The organism is Aequitasia blattaphilus, from assembly GCF_024721305.1.
GTDB lineage: Bacteria > Bacillota > Clostridia > Lachnospirales > Lachnospiraceae > Aequitasia > Aequitasia blattaphila.
Window position 1 is genome coordinate 22,556 of record NZ_JAMXOD010000002.1, and the last position, 18,163, is coordinate 40,718.

17 protein-coding genes are annotated in these 18,163 nt (G+C 38.0%); all 17 read right to left on the minus strand.

Annotated elements, in window-relative coordinates:
- Positions 1-4: 4 nt before the first annotated feature.
- The 17 genes from NHH15_RS01540 to NHH15_RS01620 all read right to left on the minus strand — a co-directional run bounded on the left by NHH15_RS01540 (position 5) and on the right by NHH15_RS01620 (position 18,111).
- Complete coding sequence (locus NHH15_RS01540; protein WP_262065092.1) at positions 5-1,888, minus strand: YgiQ family radical SAM protein; 1,884 nt, start codon at positions 1,886-1,888, stop codon at positions 5-7.
- Positions 1,885-2,556, minus strand: a complete 672-nt coding sequence (locus tag NHH15_RS01545; RefSeq protein ID WP_262064883.1) for an HAD family hydrolase — start codon at positions 2,554-2,556, stop codon at positions 1,885-1,887. Before NHH15_RS01545 ends, NHH15_RS01540 begins: the two co-directional genes overlap by 4 nt.
- Entirely contained in the window at positions 2,549-3,901 is a 1,353-nt protein-coding gene (locus NHH15_RS01550; RefSeq protein WP_262065093.1) for an RsmF rRNA methyltransferase first C-terminal domain-containing protein, read from the minus strand. Before NHH15_RS01550 ends, NHH15_RS01545 begins: the two co-directional genes overlap by 8 nt.
- On the minus strand, positions 3,897-5,348 hold the full coding sequence (locus NHH15_RS01555) for an aminoacyl-histidine dipeptidase (protein ID WP_262064884.1): 1,452 nt from the start codon (positions 5,346-5,348) through the stop codon (positions 3,897-3,899). Before NHH15_RS01555 ends, NHH15_RS01550 begins: the two co-directional genes overlap by 5 nt.
- 116 nt (positions 5,349-5,464) lie before the next feature.
- Entirely contained in the window at positions 5,465-6,070 is a 606-nt protein-coding gene (locus NHH15_RS01560; protein WP_262064885.1) for an ATPase, read from the minus strand.
- A gap of 19 nt (positions 6,071-6,089) precedes the next feature.
- Complete coding sequence (gene coaD / locus NHH15_RS01565; protein WP_262064886.1) at positions 6,090-6,563, minus strand: pantetheine-phosphate adenylyltransferase; 474 nt, start codon at positions 6,561-6,563, stop codon at positions 6,090-6,092.
- A complete protein-coding gene (gene rsmD, locus NHH15_RS01570; RefSeq protein ID WP_262064887.1) occupies positions 6,560-7,123 on the minus strand; it encodes a 16S rRNA (guanine(966)-N(2))-methyltransferase RsmD in 564 nt (187 codons plus the stop codon). Before rsmD ends, coaD begins: the two co-directional genes overlap by 4 nt.
- On the minus strand, positions 7,123-9,123 hold the full coding sequence (gene recG, locus NHH15_RS01575) for an ATP-dependent DNA helicase RecG (RefSeq protein ID WP_262065094.1): 2,001 nt from the start codon (positions 9,121-9,123) through the stop codon (positions 7,123-7,125). The genes rsmD and recG overlap by 1 nt, the downstream gene beginning before the upstream one ends.
- A 7-nt stretch (positions 9,124-9,130) precedes the next feature.
- A complete protein-coding gene (locus NHH15_RS01580; protein ID WP_262064888.1) occupies positions 9,131-10,777 on the minus strand; it encodes a DAK2 domain-containing protein in 1,647 nt (548 codons plus the stop codon).
- 18 nt (positions 10,778-10,795) lie between these two features.
- Positions 10,796-11,155: an Asp23/Gls24 family envelope stress response protein gene (locus NHH15_RS01585; protein WP_262064889.1), complete on the minus strand. Its 360-nt coding sequence runs from the start codon at positions 11,153-11,155 to the stop codon at positions 10,796-10,798.
- A gap of 116 nt (positions 11,156-11,271) precedes the next feature.
- Positions 11,272-11,460: a 50S ribosomal protein L28 gene (rpmB, locus tag NHH15_RS01590; protein WP_262064890.1), complete on the minus strand. Its 189-nt coding sequence runs from the start codon at positions 11,458-11,460 to the stop codon at positions 11,272-11,274.
- 95 nt (positions 11,461-11,555) lie between these two features.
- Entirely contained in the window at positions 11,556-11,948 is a 393-nt protein-coding gene (locus NHH15_RS01595; RefSeq protein WP_262064891.1) for a GerW family sporulation protein, read from the minus strand.
- A gap of 11 nt (positions 11,949-11,959) precedes the next feature.
- Positions 11,960-12,850 (minus strand): DUF2953 domain-containing protein, encoded by an 891-nt coding sequence (locus NHH15_RS01600; protein ID WP_262064892.1) that lies wholly within the window; start codon positions 12,848-12,850, stop codon positions 11,960-11,962.
- Complete coding sequence (locus NHH15_RS01605; protein ID WP_262064893.1) at positions 12,847-13,173, minus strand: hypothetical protein; 327 nt, start codon at positions 13,171-13,173, stop codon at positions 12,847-12,849. Before NHH15_RS01605 ends, NHH15_RS01600 begins: the two co-directional genes overlap by 4 nt.
- 18 nt (positions 13,174-13,191) lie before the next feature.
- Complete coding sequence (locus NHH15_RS01610) at positions 13,192-14,523, minus strand: peptidoglycan D,D-transpeptidase FtsI family protein (RefSeq protein WP_262065095.1); 1,332 nt, start codon at positions 14,521-14,523, stop codon at positions 13,192-13,194.
- Positions 14,524-14,650: 127 nt separating this feature from the next.
- Entirely contained in the window at positions 14,651-16,027 is a 1,377-nt protein-coding gene (locus tag NHH15_RS01615) for an FtsW/RodA/SpoVE family cell cycle protein (RefSeq protein WP_262064894.1), read from the minus strand.
- Entirely contained in the window at positions 16,024-18,111 is a 2,088-nt protein-coding gene (locus NHH15_RS01620; RefSeq protein WP_262064895.1) for a peptidase U32 family protein, read from the minus strand. Before NHH15_RS01620 ends, NHH15_RS01615 begins: the two co-directional genes overlap by 4 nt.
- Positions 18,112-18,163: the final 52 nt, after the last annotated feature.

The following is an 18,163-nucleotide window of genomic DNA, read 5'->3' on the forward strand; positions in this document are numbered from 1 at the left end:
CCTCCTATTTTTTCTTTTTATGTGTGTTACGTATTGTTTTCTTCTTTTCTTTTCTTTTTTCCACGTGAACCGCTTTCTTGTCTTTCTTGTCTTGCTGTCTTGGCCGAATCAATGCCTTTTTATCAAATCCTATTAAATCTTTACGTCCTGCTTTTAAAAGCGCCTCCATAACCAATCCATAATTTTTAGGATTTCGATACTGTATCAACCCACGCTGCATCGCTTTTTCATGAGGATTCTTCGGTACATAAACCTTTTTCATATCCCTTGGATCCACACCTGTATAATACATAACCGTTGAAAGTGTCGAAGGAGTTGGATAAAAATCCTGTACCTGCTCTGGCATATATCCAAGATCTCTTAAATATTCAGCTAATGTTATCGCATCCTTTAATGTTGAACCTGGATGGGAAGACATTAGATAAGGAACCAAATACTGTTCTTTGTTGATTTCCTTATTAATCTTATAATATTTTTTAACAAACTCTTGATATACTGCATTTTCAGGTTTGCCCATCTTTAAAAGAACGTTTTTAGAGACATGCTCTGGTGCAACTTTTAGCTGTCCGCTTACGTGATGTTCACACAATTCATAGAAAAAAGTATCATCTGAATCCGCCATAACGTAATCAAAACGAATTCCTGAGCGGATGAATACTTTTTTCACCTTGGGAATTTCCCGCAGTCTGCGAAGCAGACTTAAATAGTCCTTATGGGAAGCCTCAAGATTCTTACAGGGCTCCGGAAAGAGGCACTGCTTGTTTTTGCAGGCTCCTCTTTTTAATTGAGCCTTACATGCTACATCTCGAAAATTTGCTGTTGGTCCACCTACATCATGTATGTAGCCTTTAAAATCATCCTCCCAAACAAATTTTTCCGCCTCACGAATCAACGATTCATGGCTTCTTGTCTGAATAATTCTTCCCTGATGAAAGGTCAAAGCACAAAAACTACAACCTCCAAAACAGCCTCGATTACTGATTAAGCTAAACTTCACTTCACGAATTGCCGGTATTCCCCCATCCTTTTCATAGGACGGATGATAAGTTCTCATGTATGGATATCCATAGGTTTGATCCATTTCTCCTTCCGAAAGAGGTTTTGACGGTGGATTCTGAACCACATACCAATCCTTATAAGGTTCTACCAGCCTTTTCCCGGAAAAGGGATCCGTATTTTGATATTGTATATAAAAACTTTTCGCATACAAGAGTTTTTCTTCCTTCATTGCCTCAAATTGAGGAAGCTCAATGAAATCATAAATATCCTCTTTCTTTTTGGTTTTATACACCGTTCCATCTACAAATGTAATATCGGAAATCGAAATTCCACTCTCCAATGCTTCTGCGATTTCACGAATCGATTTTTCTCCCATACCATAGGATATTAAGTCCGCCCCTGAATCCAATAAAATAGATCTCTTTAGCTTATCGGACCAATAATCATAATGACACATTCTTCTTAAGCTGGCTTCAATTCCTCCGAGAATAATCGGGGTCTTTTTATAGGTTTGACGAATGAGATTACTATACACAACACATGCATAATCTGGTCTTTTCCCCATGACTCCTCCCGGAGTATATGCATCTGTTTTGCGTTTCTTTTTTGATACACTGTAATGATTTACCATAGAATCCATATTACCGGCTGATACAAAAAAACCAAGCCTTGGTTCCCCAAAGGTTTCAATACTTTTCTGGTTCTTCCAGTCCGGTTGACAAATCAAACCAACCCGGAAGCCCATAGACTCTAACAGCCTCGTAATAATTGCAGTTCCAAAGCTTGGGTGGTCTACGTATCCATCACCTGAAACATAGACAAAATCCACTTCACTCCAGCCTCTTTTATTCATATCCTCTTTTGTTAGAGGTAAAAAATCTCGCATTATTTACACACCTCGAATGTTCCCATCTCTATTTCGTCATAATGATTAATATAAAAATCTGCCAAAGCCTTTTTCTTTTGAACTTGGTTTGCAGAAAAAGAATCCTCCACTCCGCATACCTTCATGCCAGCATTTTTCCCTGCTAAAATTCCCATTGGCACATCTTCAAAAACCAAACATTTCTTAGGTGAAATCCCCAGCTCCTGACTTACCAGCAGATAAATATCTGGTTCTGGTTTTCCACTTTTTACTTCATTCGCAGAATGAATGGATGAAAAATAGAAATCTATTTCCAGGCTTTTTAAGGTATCCAAAACCAAATCCAACGTATTGCTGGTAGCAATTCCCATTGGAATTTCCCGTCTTCTCATTTCTTGTAAGAATTTCTTCACCCCACTCTTTAGAGGTACTTCATTCACATACTTATGGTAAGCCATTCTAATCCACTCTTCCATAATCTCTTCCGTAGAAGACTCAATACTTGGAAAAGTAGTGCGGAAAAGTTTTGCAACATCCCGATAGCTCATCCCTTCCATCTGATCCTGAAACCCTTCTGGCATCCTTAGGTTTCGTGCGCCTAAATACTCTTCATCCACACTGGGCCAAATCCACATAGAATCAATTAGGGTTCCATCTAAATCAAAGATAATTCCTTCTATATCCTTAAGCATAGGTAGCTCTCCATCCTGGCAGGTACTTGTTTTTTATTTTATGGTCACTGTATTTCCCCCAGCCAAGAGGAAAACCTTCCACAAGTATCAAGCAGTATCCCTTTTTTCGTTTTTCTTTTACCTCAATTGTTTCTCCTCTAAGGTAACGCATAACTCTCTCATCTGAAACGGACAAATTTAATGTATTTTTAAAATCCTCTTCTTTCAATGTCATTGCAAAAGCTTGGCTAGGTTCAAACCGCTTCTTTTTACATTCTCCCAGAAAAAGCCCTGAACGCAAAAAACGCAATCCTTTCAAATCTGGAATTTCCGCTGGCAGCAGATAGAGTTTATCTTTTCGGTTTACAATCTGTTCAAGAGGCAAAGAAATATTCAACATTTGAATGAACTCTAAAAATTCGTCAGCGAACTTTATTCCCTTCTCCTTTTGTCGATTGTTCATTTCCGTTTTTAAACCTTTTTTATGGAGCAAAGCCAAAAAATGGCCTTCCCCTTTCATCTTGTGAGGAAAAATCCGAATCGTTTTCCCTTCCTTATCCAATCCACTCTCAAAGCCCTCATACCCAGGCGAAATACTTTCTAATTCAAGATCCCCATATTCTTCCAGTAAACCACTAATTATTTCTTCGTTTTCACTGAGATCAAAGGTACAAGTAGAATAAAGAATCATCCCCCCTGGCTTTAACATCTCATAGGCATCTCTCATAATTACTTTTTGAATCTCCGAAAAGTACTCTGGCCCATGTTCTTCCCATGCTTTAACCATTTTGCTGTCTTTTCGAAACATTCCTTCTCCGGAGCAGGGAGCATCCACCAGAATTTTGTCAAAATATCCTGGGAACTTTTCCACAAGACGTCCTGGTTCTTCATTAAGAACCAGGACATTTTCGATTCCAAATATTTCAATGTTTTTAAGAAGTCCTTTTGCTCTTGAATTGCTGATATCATTTGTCACTAAAATTCCTGATCCATTTAATTTAGCACCAAGTTCTGTCGCTTTCCCTCCCGGAGCAGCACAAAGGTCTAAGACGCAATCTCCTTCATCAATCGGAAGCCGATTAGCAGGGGTCATAGCACTTGGTTCCTGTAAATAGTAAAGTCCACAATGGTAAAACGGATGCTTGGCTGGAAATTCTTTTTTTCCGTCATAGTAAAAACCATTTTCAATCCAGGGGATTGGTTCTAAAGAAAAAGGACATATTTTCAAAAATTCTTCTACTGATATTCTTTTTGTATTTACTCGAAGACCATAAAGACGCTCTTCCTCAAAGCTCTTTTGGTAGGAAGGATATTCCTCCTTTAAAAGTTCCTTCATTTTGTCTTCAAACTTCTGTGGCAGGTTAATCATTTAATTCCTCCAAAACAGCTAACAAATACTCCCAGGTATTCTTTGTTGACGCAATACTTAATCGTTCCCGCACAGAATGGACATCAAACATCTCTGGTCCGCAGGAAATACAATCCAAATCTGGATTCTTCCCAAGAAAAAGACCACATTCTAAACCTGCGTGAACTGCCATGACTTCTGGCTCCTTATGAAATAATTTTCTATAAACAGCTGTCATAACATTTCGAAGAGGCGACTCTTCTTTATATTTCCATCCAGGATACTCCCCACTTAACTCTGCATTTCCCTGGCACAGTTCAAGAGAGGTATAAAGTACATCCTTTAATTGTTCCATTTTACTATCGATTGAACTTCGTACCATACAAGCTCCTGAAATTCCTTTCTCACCTGTATGAATAAATCCAAGATTACTTGATGTTTCCACCAAATCTTTTAAAGATCTACTAAATTCAAATACTCCATTCGGTATTATTTCAACGAAGTTAATACCTCTTTTTGTACTCTCCTTTGTAAATACACTTTCACATCTCTTCCTCTCTATCAGCAAATCCACTGCCAAGTCCGGTTCATCTTTTCCAAACTCCTTCTCCCATACGTTTCGAAAATATTCTACCGTTTCTTCCACGACATGCTCTTGTCCTTCTGCAACCAAGATTTTTACTGCTGATATCATAGAGATAACATTATCTTTTGACCCTCCCTCTAAAGAGAGCAGATAAAACTCGGTTTTCCTTAAAAGAAAGGAAAGGAAGCGTCCCATCATTTTATGAGCATTCCCTCTTTGCAGATTGATCTCCTGCCCGGAATGACCTCCTTTAAGACCATGAATGGAAATATCAACTAATGAACCTGAGACTGTCTCCTTTTCCATGGGAATGTCAAATTGAAATCGAAAACCACCGGAACAACCCGCTGTTAGAATCCCTTCTTCCTCAGAATCCAAATTGATTAAGCGCTTTCCACTCAATTGACTAAAATCTAATGCATGCGCCCCTCCCATGCCAGTCTCTTCATCCACTGTAAAGACTGCTTCAATAGGAGGATGCTTATAGGAATCCCCATCCAAAAGTGCCAATACCATTGCTACGGCGATTCCATTATCCGCACCCAAGGTGGTGTCTTTTGCCTTAATGAAGCCATCTTCAATATATAAATCCAACCCGTCTTCCATGAAATCATGGGTTGAGTGGCCAACCTTTTCAGCAACCATATCTAAGTGACCTTGCAAAATAACCGGTTGTGCATTTTCATATCCCTTTGTTCCTGGTTTTTTAATAATTACATTTCCCATCTCATCCTGAGATACGAAAAGACCTTTTTTCTTTCCGAACTCCACACAGTATTCGCTGATTTTTTCACAATGAAAACTAGGTCTTGGGATGCTGCTGATTTCTTCAAAAAATTCAAATACATTTTCTGGCTGTAGTCCTGCTAAAACCGCCATATTAGCACCGTCCTTTCTATCGATTCTTTTCTCTATATTTTAGCATATTTGCTGCTATTAAAAAAGCTTCTTTCAAAGCAATTCTAAAGGCTTTAAAAGAAGCTTCACTTTATAAATTATAACATCTCATCATCATCAGAATCATTATTTCCATATTCTTCATCCAAAGAACGTGATGATTGTTCTGGAACCATCAGCTCAGAACGGTTGTTTCGTACCATATCAAAACATTCTTGAAGAGAATTTACTAAACCATCATACTTTGTATTGTAATTCTCAAGTGTATGTCCAATTAAATTTTCTGCATTTGCAAGTAAATCATCCGTATACTGTACTGCTCCAATACGAATATCATTTGCATCATTTGTCGCATTATCCAGAATCTGCTGTGCCTGCTCAGAAGCTGCTGTTACCACCTCATTTGCCTGTGAATAAGCCTGTTGCATAATCTCATGCTCACTTACCAGCTCATTCGTATGGATTTGCGCTTCCTCAATCATGCTTTCTGCCTTTGCCTGGGCATCTGCCAGAATCGCGTCTTTATTCGCAATAATTTTTTGATAACGTTTTATCTCATCTGGAGTCTTCATCCGAAGTTCTCTCAACAGCTCATCTATTTCATCTTTATTCACAATGATTTTGGTAGATGATAATGGCTGAAATTTACAATTGTCAATATACTCTTCAATTTCTTCAATAATTTGCTCAATACGACTGCTCATTGTTTTTACACTCTCCTTTTCATCTTTTTTCCCTTAATTTGTCCGCCACATATTGAGGCACAAACTGAGAAACATCCCCGCCGAATGCCGCCACCTCTTTCACTAGCGAGGAGCTTAAATACGCGTACTCTAACGCTGCAGTTAAAAACACACTCTCCAAATCTCCGTATAGTTTATGATTAATCTGCGCCATCGAAAGTTCATATTCAAAATCTGTAATTGCCCGAAGACCCCTTATTATACTATCTGCTTTCACTTCTTTCGCAAAATCCACCAGTAAACCTTCAAAAGGCAACACAATTACATTCGGTAATTCTTTCGTTATTTCACCTAACATTTTAACACGTTCTTCTACGGAAAACAACGGAATTTTTCCTTTATTGTTCAAGACACCTACGATTAACTCATCCGTCATTTTACTCCCACGTTTTATAATGTCTAAATGTCCAAAAGTAACGGGATCAAAACTTCCTGGATAAATTGATTTTTTCATTCCTTTTCTCCTCTGCGTTCAATAAATATATGTTTATTTCCTTTATATATTTTCTCCTTAATAAGCTGAAATCCGAGCTCCTCCAAATTGGAGAATTCCTCTTCTTTCCGTGATTCCATTATAATAAGACTCTCTTCATCAATCAACTTACTTTTTGACAAATAAAACAAAATTTCATCATAAAACCCTCCATCATAAGGTGGATCCACAAAAATCACATCAAACTTCTTGGAATTTTCCATTCTCTTTAATGCACTTAGCGCATCGCTTTGGTATACTGTCGAAAGCTCTTTCAGACCTGTATGCTCTAGATTCTCATTAATGACACGAATTGCCATTCCATTTTTCTCCACAAAAACGCATTCCTTGGCTCCTCTGCTTAAAGCCTCTATTCCAATACCTCCACTCCCTGCAAAAAGGTCCAGAAATACCCCATCTGGAATCGTATTTGAAATCATGTTAAACAATGTTTCCTTAATGCGGTCCGTAGTTGGTCTCGTATCTTTTCCCTCTACAGTTTTCAGCCTTAAACTTCTGCAACTCCCTGCAATTACACGCATTATAAAAGCCCCCTGTCTATTGTAATATTGCTTTTTAACTCTAACGTCTCGCTAACCTCTTTTGCCATTTTCAAAAGGTCACTGTCCTGGAAGACATCACCTAATTTGAAATTTAGAAGCCCGCTCTGTCGAATTCCGAACAAATCTCCCGGTCCACGAAGTCTTAAGTCTTCGCTGGCAATCTTAAATCCATCGTTTGTATTATTTAATATTTCAAGCCTTTCCTTTGTTGCTGAGGATTTCGATGGTGTCATAAATATGCAATAAGACTGGTGTTCTCCTCGACCTACCCGTCCTCTTAACTGATGAAGTTGGGCAAGACCAAATCTTTCTGCATTTTCAATCAATATAACCGTCGCATTTGGAACATCGATTCCAACCTCAATCACCGTGGTAGAAACTAATATATTGGTTTTATTCTCTACAAACCCTTCCATCTTCTCATCTTTTTCTTTCTGCTTCATCTTACCATGAAGAAAATCAATTGAAAAGTCTGATCCCATCGCATCTTTCAAAGTTTTTGCATAATCGAGAACATTTTCCGCTTCCATTCCTTCACTTTCTTCTACCATTGGACAAATCACATAGCATTGTCTGCCTTTTTTTACCTCTTCCATCATAAAACGATAGGCTGTTTTTCGATAGTTTACTCCTACCACACAGTTTTTTATAGGCAGACGGTTTTTTGGCAGCTCATCCACTACTGAAATATCCAAGTCACCATATAAAATAATCGCTAAGGTTCTTGGAATCGGGGTTGCACTCATGACTAATATATGAGGTACCTTCCCTTTATTTGCAAAACTTTCTCTTTGCTTGACACCAAAACGATGCTGTTCATCTGTAATCACAAGAGCAAGAGAATCATAAATCACCTTTTCCTGTATCAAGGCATGGGTTCCAATAATAATTGAAGCCTCCCTCTTTTCAATCCGCTCATAGGCCTCTCTCTTTTTTGCCTCTGTTAAGGATCCCGTTAAGAGCACCACCTGATAGGGAAGATGATATTCCTCTAGCAATTTAACAATCGACCCATAGTGTTGTCTTGCAAGAACTTCTGTGGGTGCCATCATCGCTCCTTGAAACCCTTGTGCCGCAACACTTATAAGCCCCAGCACTGCAAGTATTGTCTTCCCACTTCCCACATCACCTTGCACAAGCCGGGACATAGGCTTTTGAGATGCCAAATCTGCTTTTATTTCATTCCATACCTTTTCCTGGGCATTTGTTAAGGAAAAAGGAAGATTTTTCTTTAACTCTTCGCTCTCCGTAAAATCACAAACAGGATATTCGTTTTCCCATTTTTCCCCTTCAATCTTTAGTTCTTTTAAAGAGAGAATAAAATCTAAAAATTCATTAAAAACCAAGCGTTTTCTTGCTTGATAGTATTCTTCTACATTCAACGGAAAATGTATCCCCCGAAGGGCATAATTTATTTCACACAAAGAGTATTTTTTCCGAATTTCTCCCGGAAGGGAATCCTCTCTCAAAGTCATTCCGTCAATCACCTGACGAATCCCTTTCGATATCAGATTATTGGAAAGACCTTTTGTTGTGTGATAAACAGGAAGTAGATAACCTTGCAGCTTCTCATATTCCTGGGGAGTATATATCTTGCCCTGTTCCATCACCAGCTGATTTCCTCGCATTGCAACATAGCCTCTAAGAATTATTTCTTCTCCTCTTTTCAAACAATTCTTCATATAAGGCATACGAAACCAAACAGCCTTTAGTCTGCCTGTCTCATCTTCAAAAAATGTTGTAGTGATTTGCACACTTTTTCCTCGTGTACTTTGGACTTTACCGGTGATATAGGCTTTAATTGTTTGGATTTTCCCTTCCTCTAAATCACCAATCGCAACTGGATCTTCAAACCGTTCATATGCTCTTGGATAATGAAAGAGCAAGTCCCGGACAGTTTCAATTCCAAGACTTGCCATCAATTTTCCGCTTTTATCACCGATGCCCTTTAGTTCTGTGACTTTCGTTGATTCAATCATCATTCTCTTACTCTACAGACATTACATAATAGTAAATCGGTTGCCCTCCGTACTGTAAGTCTATATCTAAATCTCCATATTTTTCTTCTAGCCCTTTTGCAAACTCTTCTGCGTCTTTCGCCGCCACTTCTGCTCCATAATAAATACTAATCAACTCAGAATCTTCATCAATTAGATTTTCTAACATCTCTTCAGAGGTGGTACGTATATCCTGTCCCACGGCTAGTATTTTTGTATCGCCAATCCCCATGATATCACCCTCATTAATATCCTTATCATCAATGTGGGTATCTCGTACCGCATAAGTAACCGATCCTGTTTTAACATGGTTTATTTCTTCCTGCATTGCAGTCTGATTTTGTTCCCGATCCATTTCCGGAGAATAGCTAATCATCGCAGAAATACCTTGAGGAATTGATTTCGTCGGAATCACAATAATCTCTTTGTCTTTTGTTAAATCCTTTGCTTGGTTTGCTGCAAGAATAATATTTTTGTTGTTTGGAAGAATAAAAATGCTTTTTGCCTTCACTTCTTCGATGGCATGAAGCATATCTTCCGTACTGGGGTTCATCGTCTGACCGCCCTCAATAATAAAGTCTACCCCTAGTTCCTTAAAAATCTTATTGATTCCTTCTCCAATCGATACCGAAATAAATCCAACCTCTTTCCATGGTTGTTCTTCTTCCTGAGCTTGCTGTTTTTTCATCTCTTGAAGAAGCTTCTCCTGATGTTCTTCTCTCATATTATCAATTTTCATACGAGACAAAGAACCATAGGAAAGACCCTTTTGAATCGCCAATCCCGGATCATTCGTATGTACATGGATTTTTACCACATCATCATCTGATACGCAAACAATAGAATCTCCAATTGAGGACAAATATTCTTTGAATTCATCTTCATCCTTTTCGCGGAAATCCTTTTCCAAATTCACAATAAATTCAGTACAATACCCAAACTCGATGTTTGCCCCTGCTTCTGAATCCACAATAACTGGTGACGCACTTTGTACCTCAATCGAAGAATAATCGATTTCCTTACCTAGAAAGGCATCATATCCTCCCTTTAAGATTTCCAAAAGACCTTGTCCTCCTGAATCCACAACTCCTGCTTCCTTCAAAACAGGAAGTAAGTCTGGGGTAGATGCTAAAACTTCCTCTGCATAAGCGATAATTCCAGGAATAATCACTTCTAAATCCTCTGTGTCCTCAGACAATTCAATTGCTTTATCTGCAATTCCGCTTGCAACTGTAAGAATCGTCCCTTCTTTCGGCTTCATAACTGCCTTATAAGCTGTTTCCTTTGCCTTAATACAAGCTGCCGCCAATGTAATTGCATCGACTTCCTCTTCCTCCCGGATTACTTTTGTAAATCCTCTTAGAAGCTGTGAAAGAATTACTCCTGAGTTTCCTCTTGCTCCTCTTAATGAACCAGAAGAAATTGCTTTGGAAAGCTCTTGCATCGTTGGATTCTTTAATCCCTTGACCTCCTTTGCAGCAGACATAATGGTTAAAGACATATTTGTTCCAGTGTCTCCATCCGGCACTGGAAATACATTCAACTCATTTATATAAGCCTTTTGCACTTCTATATTTTGAGCACCTGCCAAAAACATCTTAGCAAGTAATTCTGAATTAATTGTTTTCGTTGCCACTTTAAACGTTCCTCCTTGTTAGTCGATGACTCTTACACCGTCAATATATATTCGAATTCGATCGATTGGCATACCTGTAAATTCTTCCACTTTATATCTTACTGTATCAATTAAATTATCTGTCACAGTAGGAATATTAACTCCATAAGAAACTACAATATGAAAATCCAATGCAATATGGTTGTCCTCACCAATTGTAACGGAAATCCCTTTTTTTAAATTATCTTTTTTTAATAAATGTACAAGACCATCTTTCACATTAACGGCAGCCATTCCAACTATACCGAAGCATTCCACAGCAACTGTTCCAGCATAGGTAGCAATTACTTCTGCGTCTACAGTAACAAGTCCGAAATCTGTAGTCAGTTTTCCCTTCATACCATTACCTCCAACTTTCATTGATACTATATTATACTATTTAAAACTCTATTATTCAACACATAGGTATACATAACGAAAAAAACTCAGATTTCACTTGAAACCTGAGTTCACAATTATGCTCTTTCGACTCTGCCTGATTTCAAGCAAGAAGTACAAACATTCATTTTCTTTGTCGCTCCAGCCGCTACTCTTACTCGAACTGACTTAACGTTTGATTTCCACATCTTTGGTGTTTTTCTATGAGAGTGGCTTACATTGTTCCCAAAGTGAGCACCCTTTTCACAAATAGCACATTTTGCCATGACTGCACCTCCTAACGATTCTATAAGTTCTTAATATACGAACTCACAACAAATATATATTATCAGAAATGTATACGAATTGCAAGTAAAAATTTCTAAATCACGTCTTCATTATTTAACATATCCATAACTTCATCTTCTGTCATCTTTTTTTCCTTCTTGTTTCCCACTTTATCAAGAAGTTCTGGAACCATATCCAATATTTTTGTCATGGTATCCTGATTTTTAATATTAACCAGGCGGGTATGTCCATTTTGAATCACAAGTATTGCACAAGGAGTTACTTTCCCACCAACTCCACCTGTTCCTTTGTCCTTTTTATCTCCCAAAAATGATCCAGCTCCAATGGCAAAAGATACGTCAACAAGAGGTAGTAAAATGGTATCTCCTACATAAATTGCATCTCCCACAACTGTTTTTGAAGAAATCAAACCGTCCATTCCCTTTAGTAATGCATCCACTGTTCCCTTAATATTATTTTCAGCCATTTCAACCTCCATTATAGTTTGAATTTTCGAATATCCTTATATGTAGTACGTACTTCTCGCTTCAACACAAGGGGGAGCAGAAAACATACAAGAGCAATAACCCTGACGTTACCCTTGATGCGCAAATCCCCTTCCAATACCCGGTCTTCAAAATTCGGATATAAAGTAATCCTTTCATATAGCCACGGACTAAAAACACTATATATTGCAGCTACACGCCCTGTATGATATGGATCCTCAAATCCAAGACATACATTCCCTTTCAAATACTTTGGTTTTAAGCGTTTCAATAAAATGATGCCTTTTTCTTTTACCTGACCCAGAGCTGCTCTGTGATTTTTGTCTTGAATAAAATTAAAAATTTTATCCTTTTTCTCTTCCAAACCCTCAAGCTTAGCACCGAATGATTCTATTTTATCATAAATCTTCTGGAATGTATAACCCTTCTTCCTCTTCTTTTTTGGAGGCGAAGTTTCCGGAGACCTCTCTTTAGGCTTCTCCTCAGGTTCTGTAATCTGTTGATTCTCTTTTTTCGGTTCTTTAGGCTCTTCTTCAAATTTTTCTTCAGCCTTTTCAGGCTCTTTAAATTCTTCTTCTTTAAAAACTTCTCTCTCTTCACTTGAATTCTCCTTTTCGCCTCCTAAAGTTTTAAATAAAATTTTCGTTACCAGCTCACTCTTACCATTTTTTAAGGAATAGTTCAAACGAACCAACTTAAAAAACCAACTAATTCTAAGATTCACCTGTGTGCTTTCCAAGTTTCCTTTCGTCTCTATTTCACCATCATATTTTATTGCAACAAAAAGAATCACCAACATAAGAAGTAAGATACAGCCAATTATGCTTAAAAGTATAATTCCAATAATTTTTAATATTGTAAGGAAAATTCCTAAGATACTCATTGTTGATCTCCTTCCTCTTCCAAAAGGAAACTTATCAAATCAACTTTTCCCTCCTTATGATATGCTGCTTTTGCTAAATCTTTCAAAAGCAGGAAGGCTCCATCCTTATCACACGCAACTCCAAAAACTTTCAAATTCCCTGTTTCCACAAAATCTCTTCTCAAATATTTGGAATCCATCACCTCAATCACGAATTCGTCTTGCTTTTTACGAATGAATAAAAGAGATACTTTTGGAGAATAATCCTCTTTATGCAGCTTCTCTAATACTTTATCAACTTTTTTCAAGTCTGGATCCAAATACAGTTTTTTGAAAAATTTCATTTCACACCTTCTCGCTTCTCAGTTGTAATATGCATCGAAAACAGCCCCGGCAACATCCGTTGCAGCTCCAGTCCCTTCTGCGGATTCAATCAATACACTAATGGCAATATCCGGATTATCTACATTGGTAAATCCAATAAACCAAGAATGGTTTTTTTCACTATCTGTACTATACTCAGCCGTCCCAGTCTTCCCTGCCACACTATAGGAACGATATCCTAATGAAGTCGCAGTTCCATAGTTAATCACTCGTGTCATATATTCTTTTAAGACTGCCGCTTCGTCCACACTCATCAATGCTCCATAGCTTTTTGGCATATTCTTTTCAATTTCGCTGCCAGAAGAATTTAAAATGTAATCGGTCAAATAGGGGGTCATTAATTCACCACCATTTGCAATTGCTGCAGCAATTAACGCCATATGGTATGGACTCGTCTGTATTTTCCCCTGCCCCATTGCCGTCATCATTTTATCCCCATCCGATGCATCTTTCGTCAAACCAAAACTGCTTTTTGCCGACTTAAGCTCACCTGGAAGAGTTTTTCCAAATAAAACTTCTTCTGCCGTGTTCTCATAAGCGCCTATATCCAGTCCCAAGCCAATGTTACAAAAAGATGTATTACAGGAATATGCAATAGAATCTCCTAAATCCACTGTGCCATGTGCCGTGTGCCCATAGCAGGCAATACTCAAATCATAGTGATCTATTGCACCGGAACATTCATAATAGTAATTGGGATAATCCGGATTTTCCCGCATATATTCCAAGGCTGTTACTAATTTAAAGGTTGAACCCGGTGCATACTGCCCTTGGTTGGCTCTGTTTAGCAGAACACTATCGTCTCTGGTATTTAACTCTTGCCATAGAGCATCCACCTGATTTGGGTCGAAACTTGGTTTTGATACCATAGCCAATATCTTTCCGGTACTGGGCTCAATCACTACCACTGCACCTCTTCGGTCTCCCAAGGCATCAAAGGCTGTTTGCTGTAAATTACTATCCAGAGTTGTTACTACTGAGTCTCCCAAGTTCTTTTCATCCTGGAAATCCCTTTTTATTTTAGTCAAAAAACTTTCATTTGAGGTCAATAATTCTATATTGGTTTTTGCCTCTAACCCACTTTTTCCATGACTGGAATATCCTACTACATGGGCATATAAATCAGAAAAGGGATAACTTCTTGTTTCACTTCCATCTTCGTTTACAATGGTTTCTGCCAAAACATTTTGGTCTCGATCAAGGATTGCGCCTCGTACAACATCCTTGGCATACATATCCTGTCTTTCATTGTAAGCACTGCTTAATATATCTTCTGCTCGAAACAAGTTGAAATATACAATATAGCCCATAAGGCACAAAAAAAGGGCAACAAAGGAATAGGTTACAAATCCAAATTCCCGGTTTCGATCCCGTTTTTGCTTACGCAATCGTTTTTGTTCTTTTTTCGATTCTCTACGTGTCTTACGAGGTAAGTCTTCAATGCCTAGCTCTTCTTCCAGACGCCGGATTGCTTTCTTTTCTTCGTAACTTTTTCTGTTTTTCAATGGTTTCTTCCTCATCTTCTCTTAATATATATAGACCTTGAATAATACCAAACATAATTAAGGTACTAAGTAACGAACTTCCTCCGTAACTTACCAAGGGTAAGGTTACTCCTGTTGAAGGAATAAATTTGGTCACGCCTCCAATTGTTAGAAATACCTGGAAAATATAGCAAGTTCCAAGTCCTAATGCAATGAGGCGGTAAAACATTCCCCGAAGTTCCATTGCAATATTTAAAAACATAATGTATACACTCACACAAATCAAAATAAGACAAAGGGCAAAAACAAGTCCCAACTCTTCTGCAATGGCTGAAAAAATAAAATCTTCTGCTGCTACAGGAATCGTTTCAGGCTGCCCCCGTGTTAACCCAACCCCCAGCCAGCTTCCTGTTCCAAGAGCAAATAAGGATTGTGCCACTTGATACCCTCCCGTATCATAACTTGCAAAAGGATCTCTCCAAGCATTTACACGAACCTTAATGTGCCCAAAAAGATTATAGGCTATCACCGCCGCCAAAGCTCCAGCTCCCGTTCCCGCAAGTAAATATAAAGGTTTCTTTGTTGCAACATAGAGCATCGTGATATAAACTACAAAAATAATCAGAGCCGCTCCAAGATCTGTGGATGCAACTAAAATCAAAACGTGTAACGCTGCCACCGCTGTCGTAATCACTATATTTTTGAATTCCAATGACTTTTTAAAACTTGAGGCCACAAAAAAAACAAAGATGACTTTCACAACCTCTGATGGCTGGATACTAATCCCTGCAATTGTAAAACCCAGCTTTGCGCCATAAGAAATACGTCCCAAAAGAGCCACTAAGCCAAGGGATATTATTCCTACTGCACCATAAAAAACACGCAATTCAGATAGTATCTTTATTTTACGAATAATAACCGGCACAAAAAGGCTGATACCAATGGCTGCCGCTGCAATTACAAATTGCTTGAATGCTTTGTCATAATCCAAACGAGTCAGCATAATCAAACCAATACACAACAACATACACATATTATTTATAACCAGCCTGGACACCTTGGGATAAAATATACTATAGAGTAAAATCGTTGCCAAAAACAGCCCCACTTGCATTGCCCAAAATAATACAATTTTCATCTCCAGCTTATTTAAGTACAAAACAATAAAGGCAATGAGATGCATTAAAAACATCAGTACGTTTTGCGAACGCAGCATTGCTGTTTTTCGTTCCGGATCCTGATAGCCATATACTGCAAAACAGGAATAGGTATACATTATAATTAATAAAATGATAATATACTTTGATATTTCAATAATTAAGTGTGTCATTCGACTCCCCTTTTAAAATGTCCCTTTGTATAATCAAATTCAGGTTTTTCTCTTCTGTGATAAAGTGATATTAGTTGTCTAATATCCTCTTTTGATTCTATTGTAAACAGAAACCGCCTGCTCTTCAGAGACAGCTTCTCAAGCTCTCTCTCCTCCTGCCATAATACAAGAGGTGCACTGTTATAAACAACATTATAACAGTATTTACAGAAATTTTTAACAGGAAATTTTTTCTGATAGCGATCCCGCAAGGTGTTTACCGTTTCTGTTTTCCTGCATTCCTTTGTGTTTTTCTCAATACAATTTGCTGTAACCATAAGAGGAATTCTTCCATATATAATAAAGTCCATGTCTGAAATTCCAAGTTGCTTCAACTCTTTGTTGTTGAGTTCAAAAGGCACTGTTAAATCTTTGAGCCCTAAATCATACAGCGTTTTTTTACTGCTTTTATTCATCACGTATAACCGGTTATCTCCTACAATGTCTTTCTGATATTCATGCTCCTTTAACCACTGAATTTCCTCAAAATTTTCTACCAGAATCCCATCAAATGTTTCTTCTATAAATCCATATTCCTTATTCAGTAAATCTCTCGTACTTTTACGAAAGATACTGGGAAGCATAAGATATATTTCTTGATGCTCGTTCTCTTTTAAAATATCTTTTAACTCGTTCTGAAAAATCAACTCAGAATCAACATAAATACGGTCAAAACAAGTTTCCTCCATACAGGATTTTAACTGTTCCAAATTAAGAATTGATGCAGATAATCTTTCTTTTTTCTGAATTTTTTCTTTTTCATCCTGAAGTGCCTCTTCTCTAAAAACCGATTTTCGCCGGAATACAGACAGGATTTTTTCACGAAGCAGCTCCAGCCCCTCTCTTCGTAATGTATTCAATGCTTTTATTGGTATAAATACATCACCTTCTATCTCAACATCCAAACGTCCAAAGTTAAAATCGCTATTTCCGGTTTTACTGATTTGCTCTTTTATTTTTTCCTTTGAAAGAGGCATATTTTTTGCTTCTTGTACCACTTCTCCATGAACCTTCACTTCGTACTCGCCGTAACGTAGTACAAGGGCAAGAGGTTCACTCTTTTTTAGAAAGATACTTCCCTCTATTGATAGTTTTTTCTTATTGATTTCAATAAGACGCTCTTCCTTTCTAACTGGCGCGCTTAGCGAAAGCATATTTTTCCCATTGTAGGTTTTATAATATCCCGTTGTATACCCTCTTCTTTGAAAAGCCAAATTCAGCTTTTCTGCATCTTCCCTTTCAACTTGGAAATCATCCTTTCCACAATAATATCGGTCTATATATTTGCGGTAAATCGAAACAACACTTGATACATACTGAGGACTTTTCATTCTTCCTTCTATCTTAAAAGAAGAAATTCCGGCTTCAATCAATTCTGGCAAAAGAGCCAACGTATTTAAATCTTTTAGACTCATAATGTCCTGCTGTTTCCCACCATTTACAGAGAAAGGCAATCGGCATGGCTGTGCACATAAGCCTCTGTTCCCGCTTCTTCCTCCTAAAATACTACTAAACAGGCATTGTCCTGAATAGGAATAGCACATTGCCCCGTGAATAAAGCATTCCAGCTCAATATTACTTCTTTTGCGTATTTCCCGAATCTCCTGTAAGCTAAGTTCTCTTGCAGGTACAACTCTTTCCACACCCAGCTCTTCCAAAAGCCTTACGCCCGGACTGTCTACAATGCTCATCTGGGTACTTGCATGAAGAGGTAAATCCGGATAGTAACAAGAAATTTCTTTTAGAATTCCAATATCCTGCACAATGACACCGTCAATACCTCTTTCATAGTAAGGCCGTAAAAAATCAATTACCTCTCGCCGCTCCTTCTCCTTGATTAAGGTATTAACGGTAAGATATATTTTCTTTCCAAAGAGATGCACGTAATCAATTCCCCACAAAAGCTCTTCTAACTCCGGGTTGTTCGCCTGTTTTCTCGCACCAAAAGAAGTGCCGCCAATATAAATGGCATCTGCTCCTGCATCAATCGCAGCTATTAAATTATCCATGCCTCCTGCCGGGGCTAAAAGCTCTACTTTTTCCATACCTATTCCCTTTTTTTTCTCTATGAATAAAATAGAATGTGCAGATGCACAT

Excerpts from the sequence above, each read along its gene's own strand:
- NHH15_RS01545 (WP_262064883.1), bottom strand. The coding sequence starts at position 2,556 with ATGCTTAAGGATATAGAAGGAATTATCTTTGATTTAGATGGAACCCTA.
- NHH15_RS01555 (WP_262064884.1), bottom strand. The coding sequence starts at position 5,348 with ATGGCGGTTTTAGCAGGACTACAGCCAGAAAATGTATTTGAATTTTTT.
- NHH15_RS01560 (WP_262064885.1), bottom strand. The coding sequence starts at position 6,070 with ATGAGCAGTCGTATTGAGCAAATTATTGAAGAAATTGAAGAGTATATT.
- coaD (WP_262064886.1), bottom strand. The coding sequence starts at position 6,563 with ATGAAAAAATCAATTTATCCAGGAAGTTTTGATCCCGTTACTTTTGGA.
- rsmD (WP_262064887.1), bottom strand. The coding sequence starts at position 7,123 with ATGCGTGTAATTGCAGGGAGTTGCAGAAGTTTAAGGCTGAAAACTGTA.
- recG (WP_262065094.1), bottom strand. The coding sequence starts at position 9,123 with ATGATTGAATCAACGAAAGTCACAGAACTAAAGGGCATCGGTGATAAA.
- NHH15_RS01585 (WP_262064889.1), bottom strand. The coding sequence starts at position 11,155 with ATGAAGGGAAAACTGACTACAGATTTCGGACTTGTTACTGTAGACGCA.
- rpmB (WP_262064890.1), bottom strand. The coding sequence starts at position 11,460 with ATGGCAAAATGTGCTATTTGTGAAAAGGGTGCTCACTTTGGGAACAAT.
- NHH15_RS01595 (WP_262064891.1), bottom strand. The coding sequence starts at position 11,948 with ATGGCTGAAAATAATATTAAGGGAACAGTGGATGCATTACTAAAGGGA.
- NHH15_RS01600 (WP_262064892.1), bottom strand. The coding sequence starts at position 12,850 with ATGAGTATCTTAGGAATTTTCCTTACAATATTAAAAATTATTGGAATT.
- NHH15_RS01605 (WP_262064893.1), bottom strand. The coding sequence starts at position 13,173 with ATGAAATTTTTCAAAAAACTGTATTTGGATCCAGACTTGAAAAAAGTT.
- NHH15_RS01610 (WP_262065095.1), bottom strand. The coding sequence starts at position 14,523 with ATGGGCTATATTGTATATTTCAACTTGTTTCGAGCAGAAGATATATTA.
- NHH15_RS01615 (WP_262064894.1), bottom strand. The coding sequence starts at position 16,027 with ATGACACACTTAATTATTGAAATATCAAAGTATATTATCATTTTATTA.
- NHH15_RS01620 (WP_262064895.1), bottom strand. The coding sequence starts at position 18,111 with ATGGAAAAAGTAGAGCTTTTAGCCCCGGCAGGAGGCATGGATAATTTA.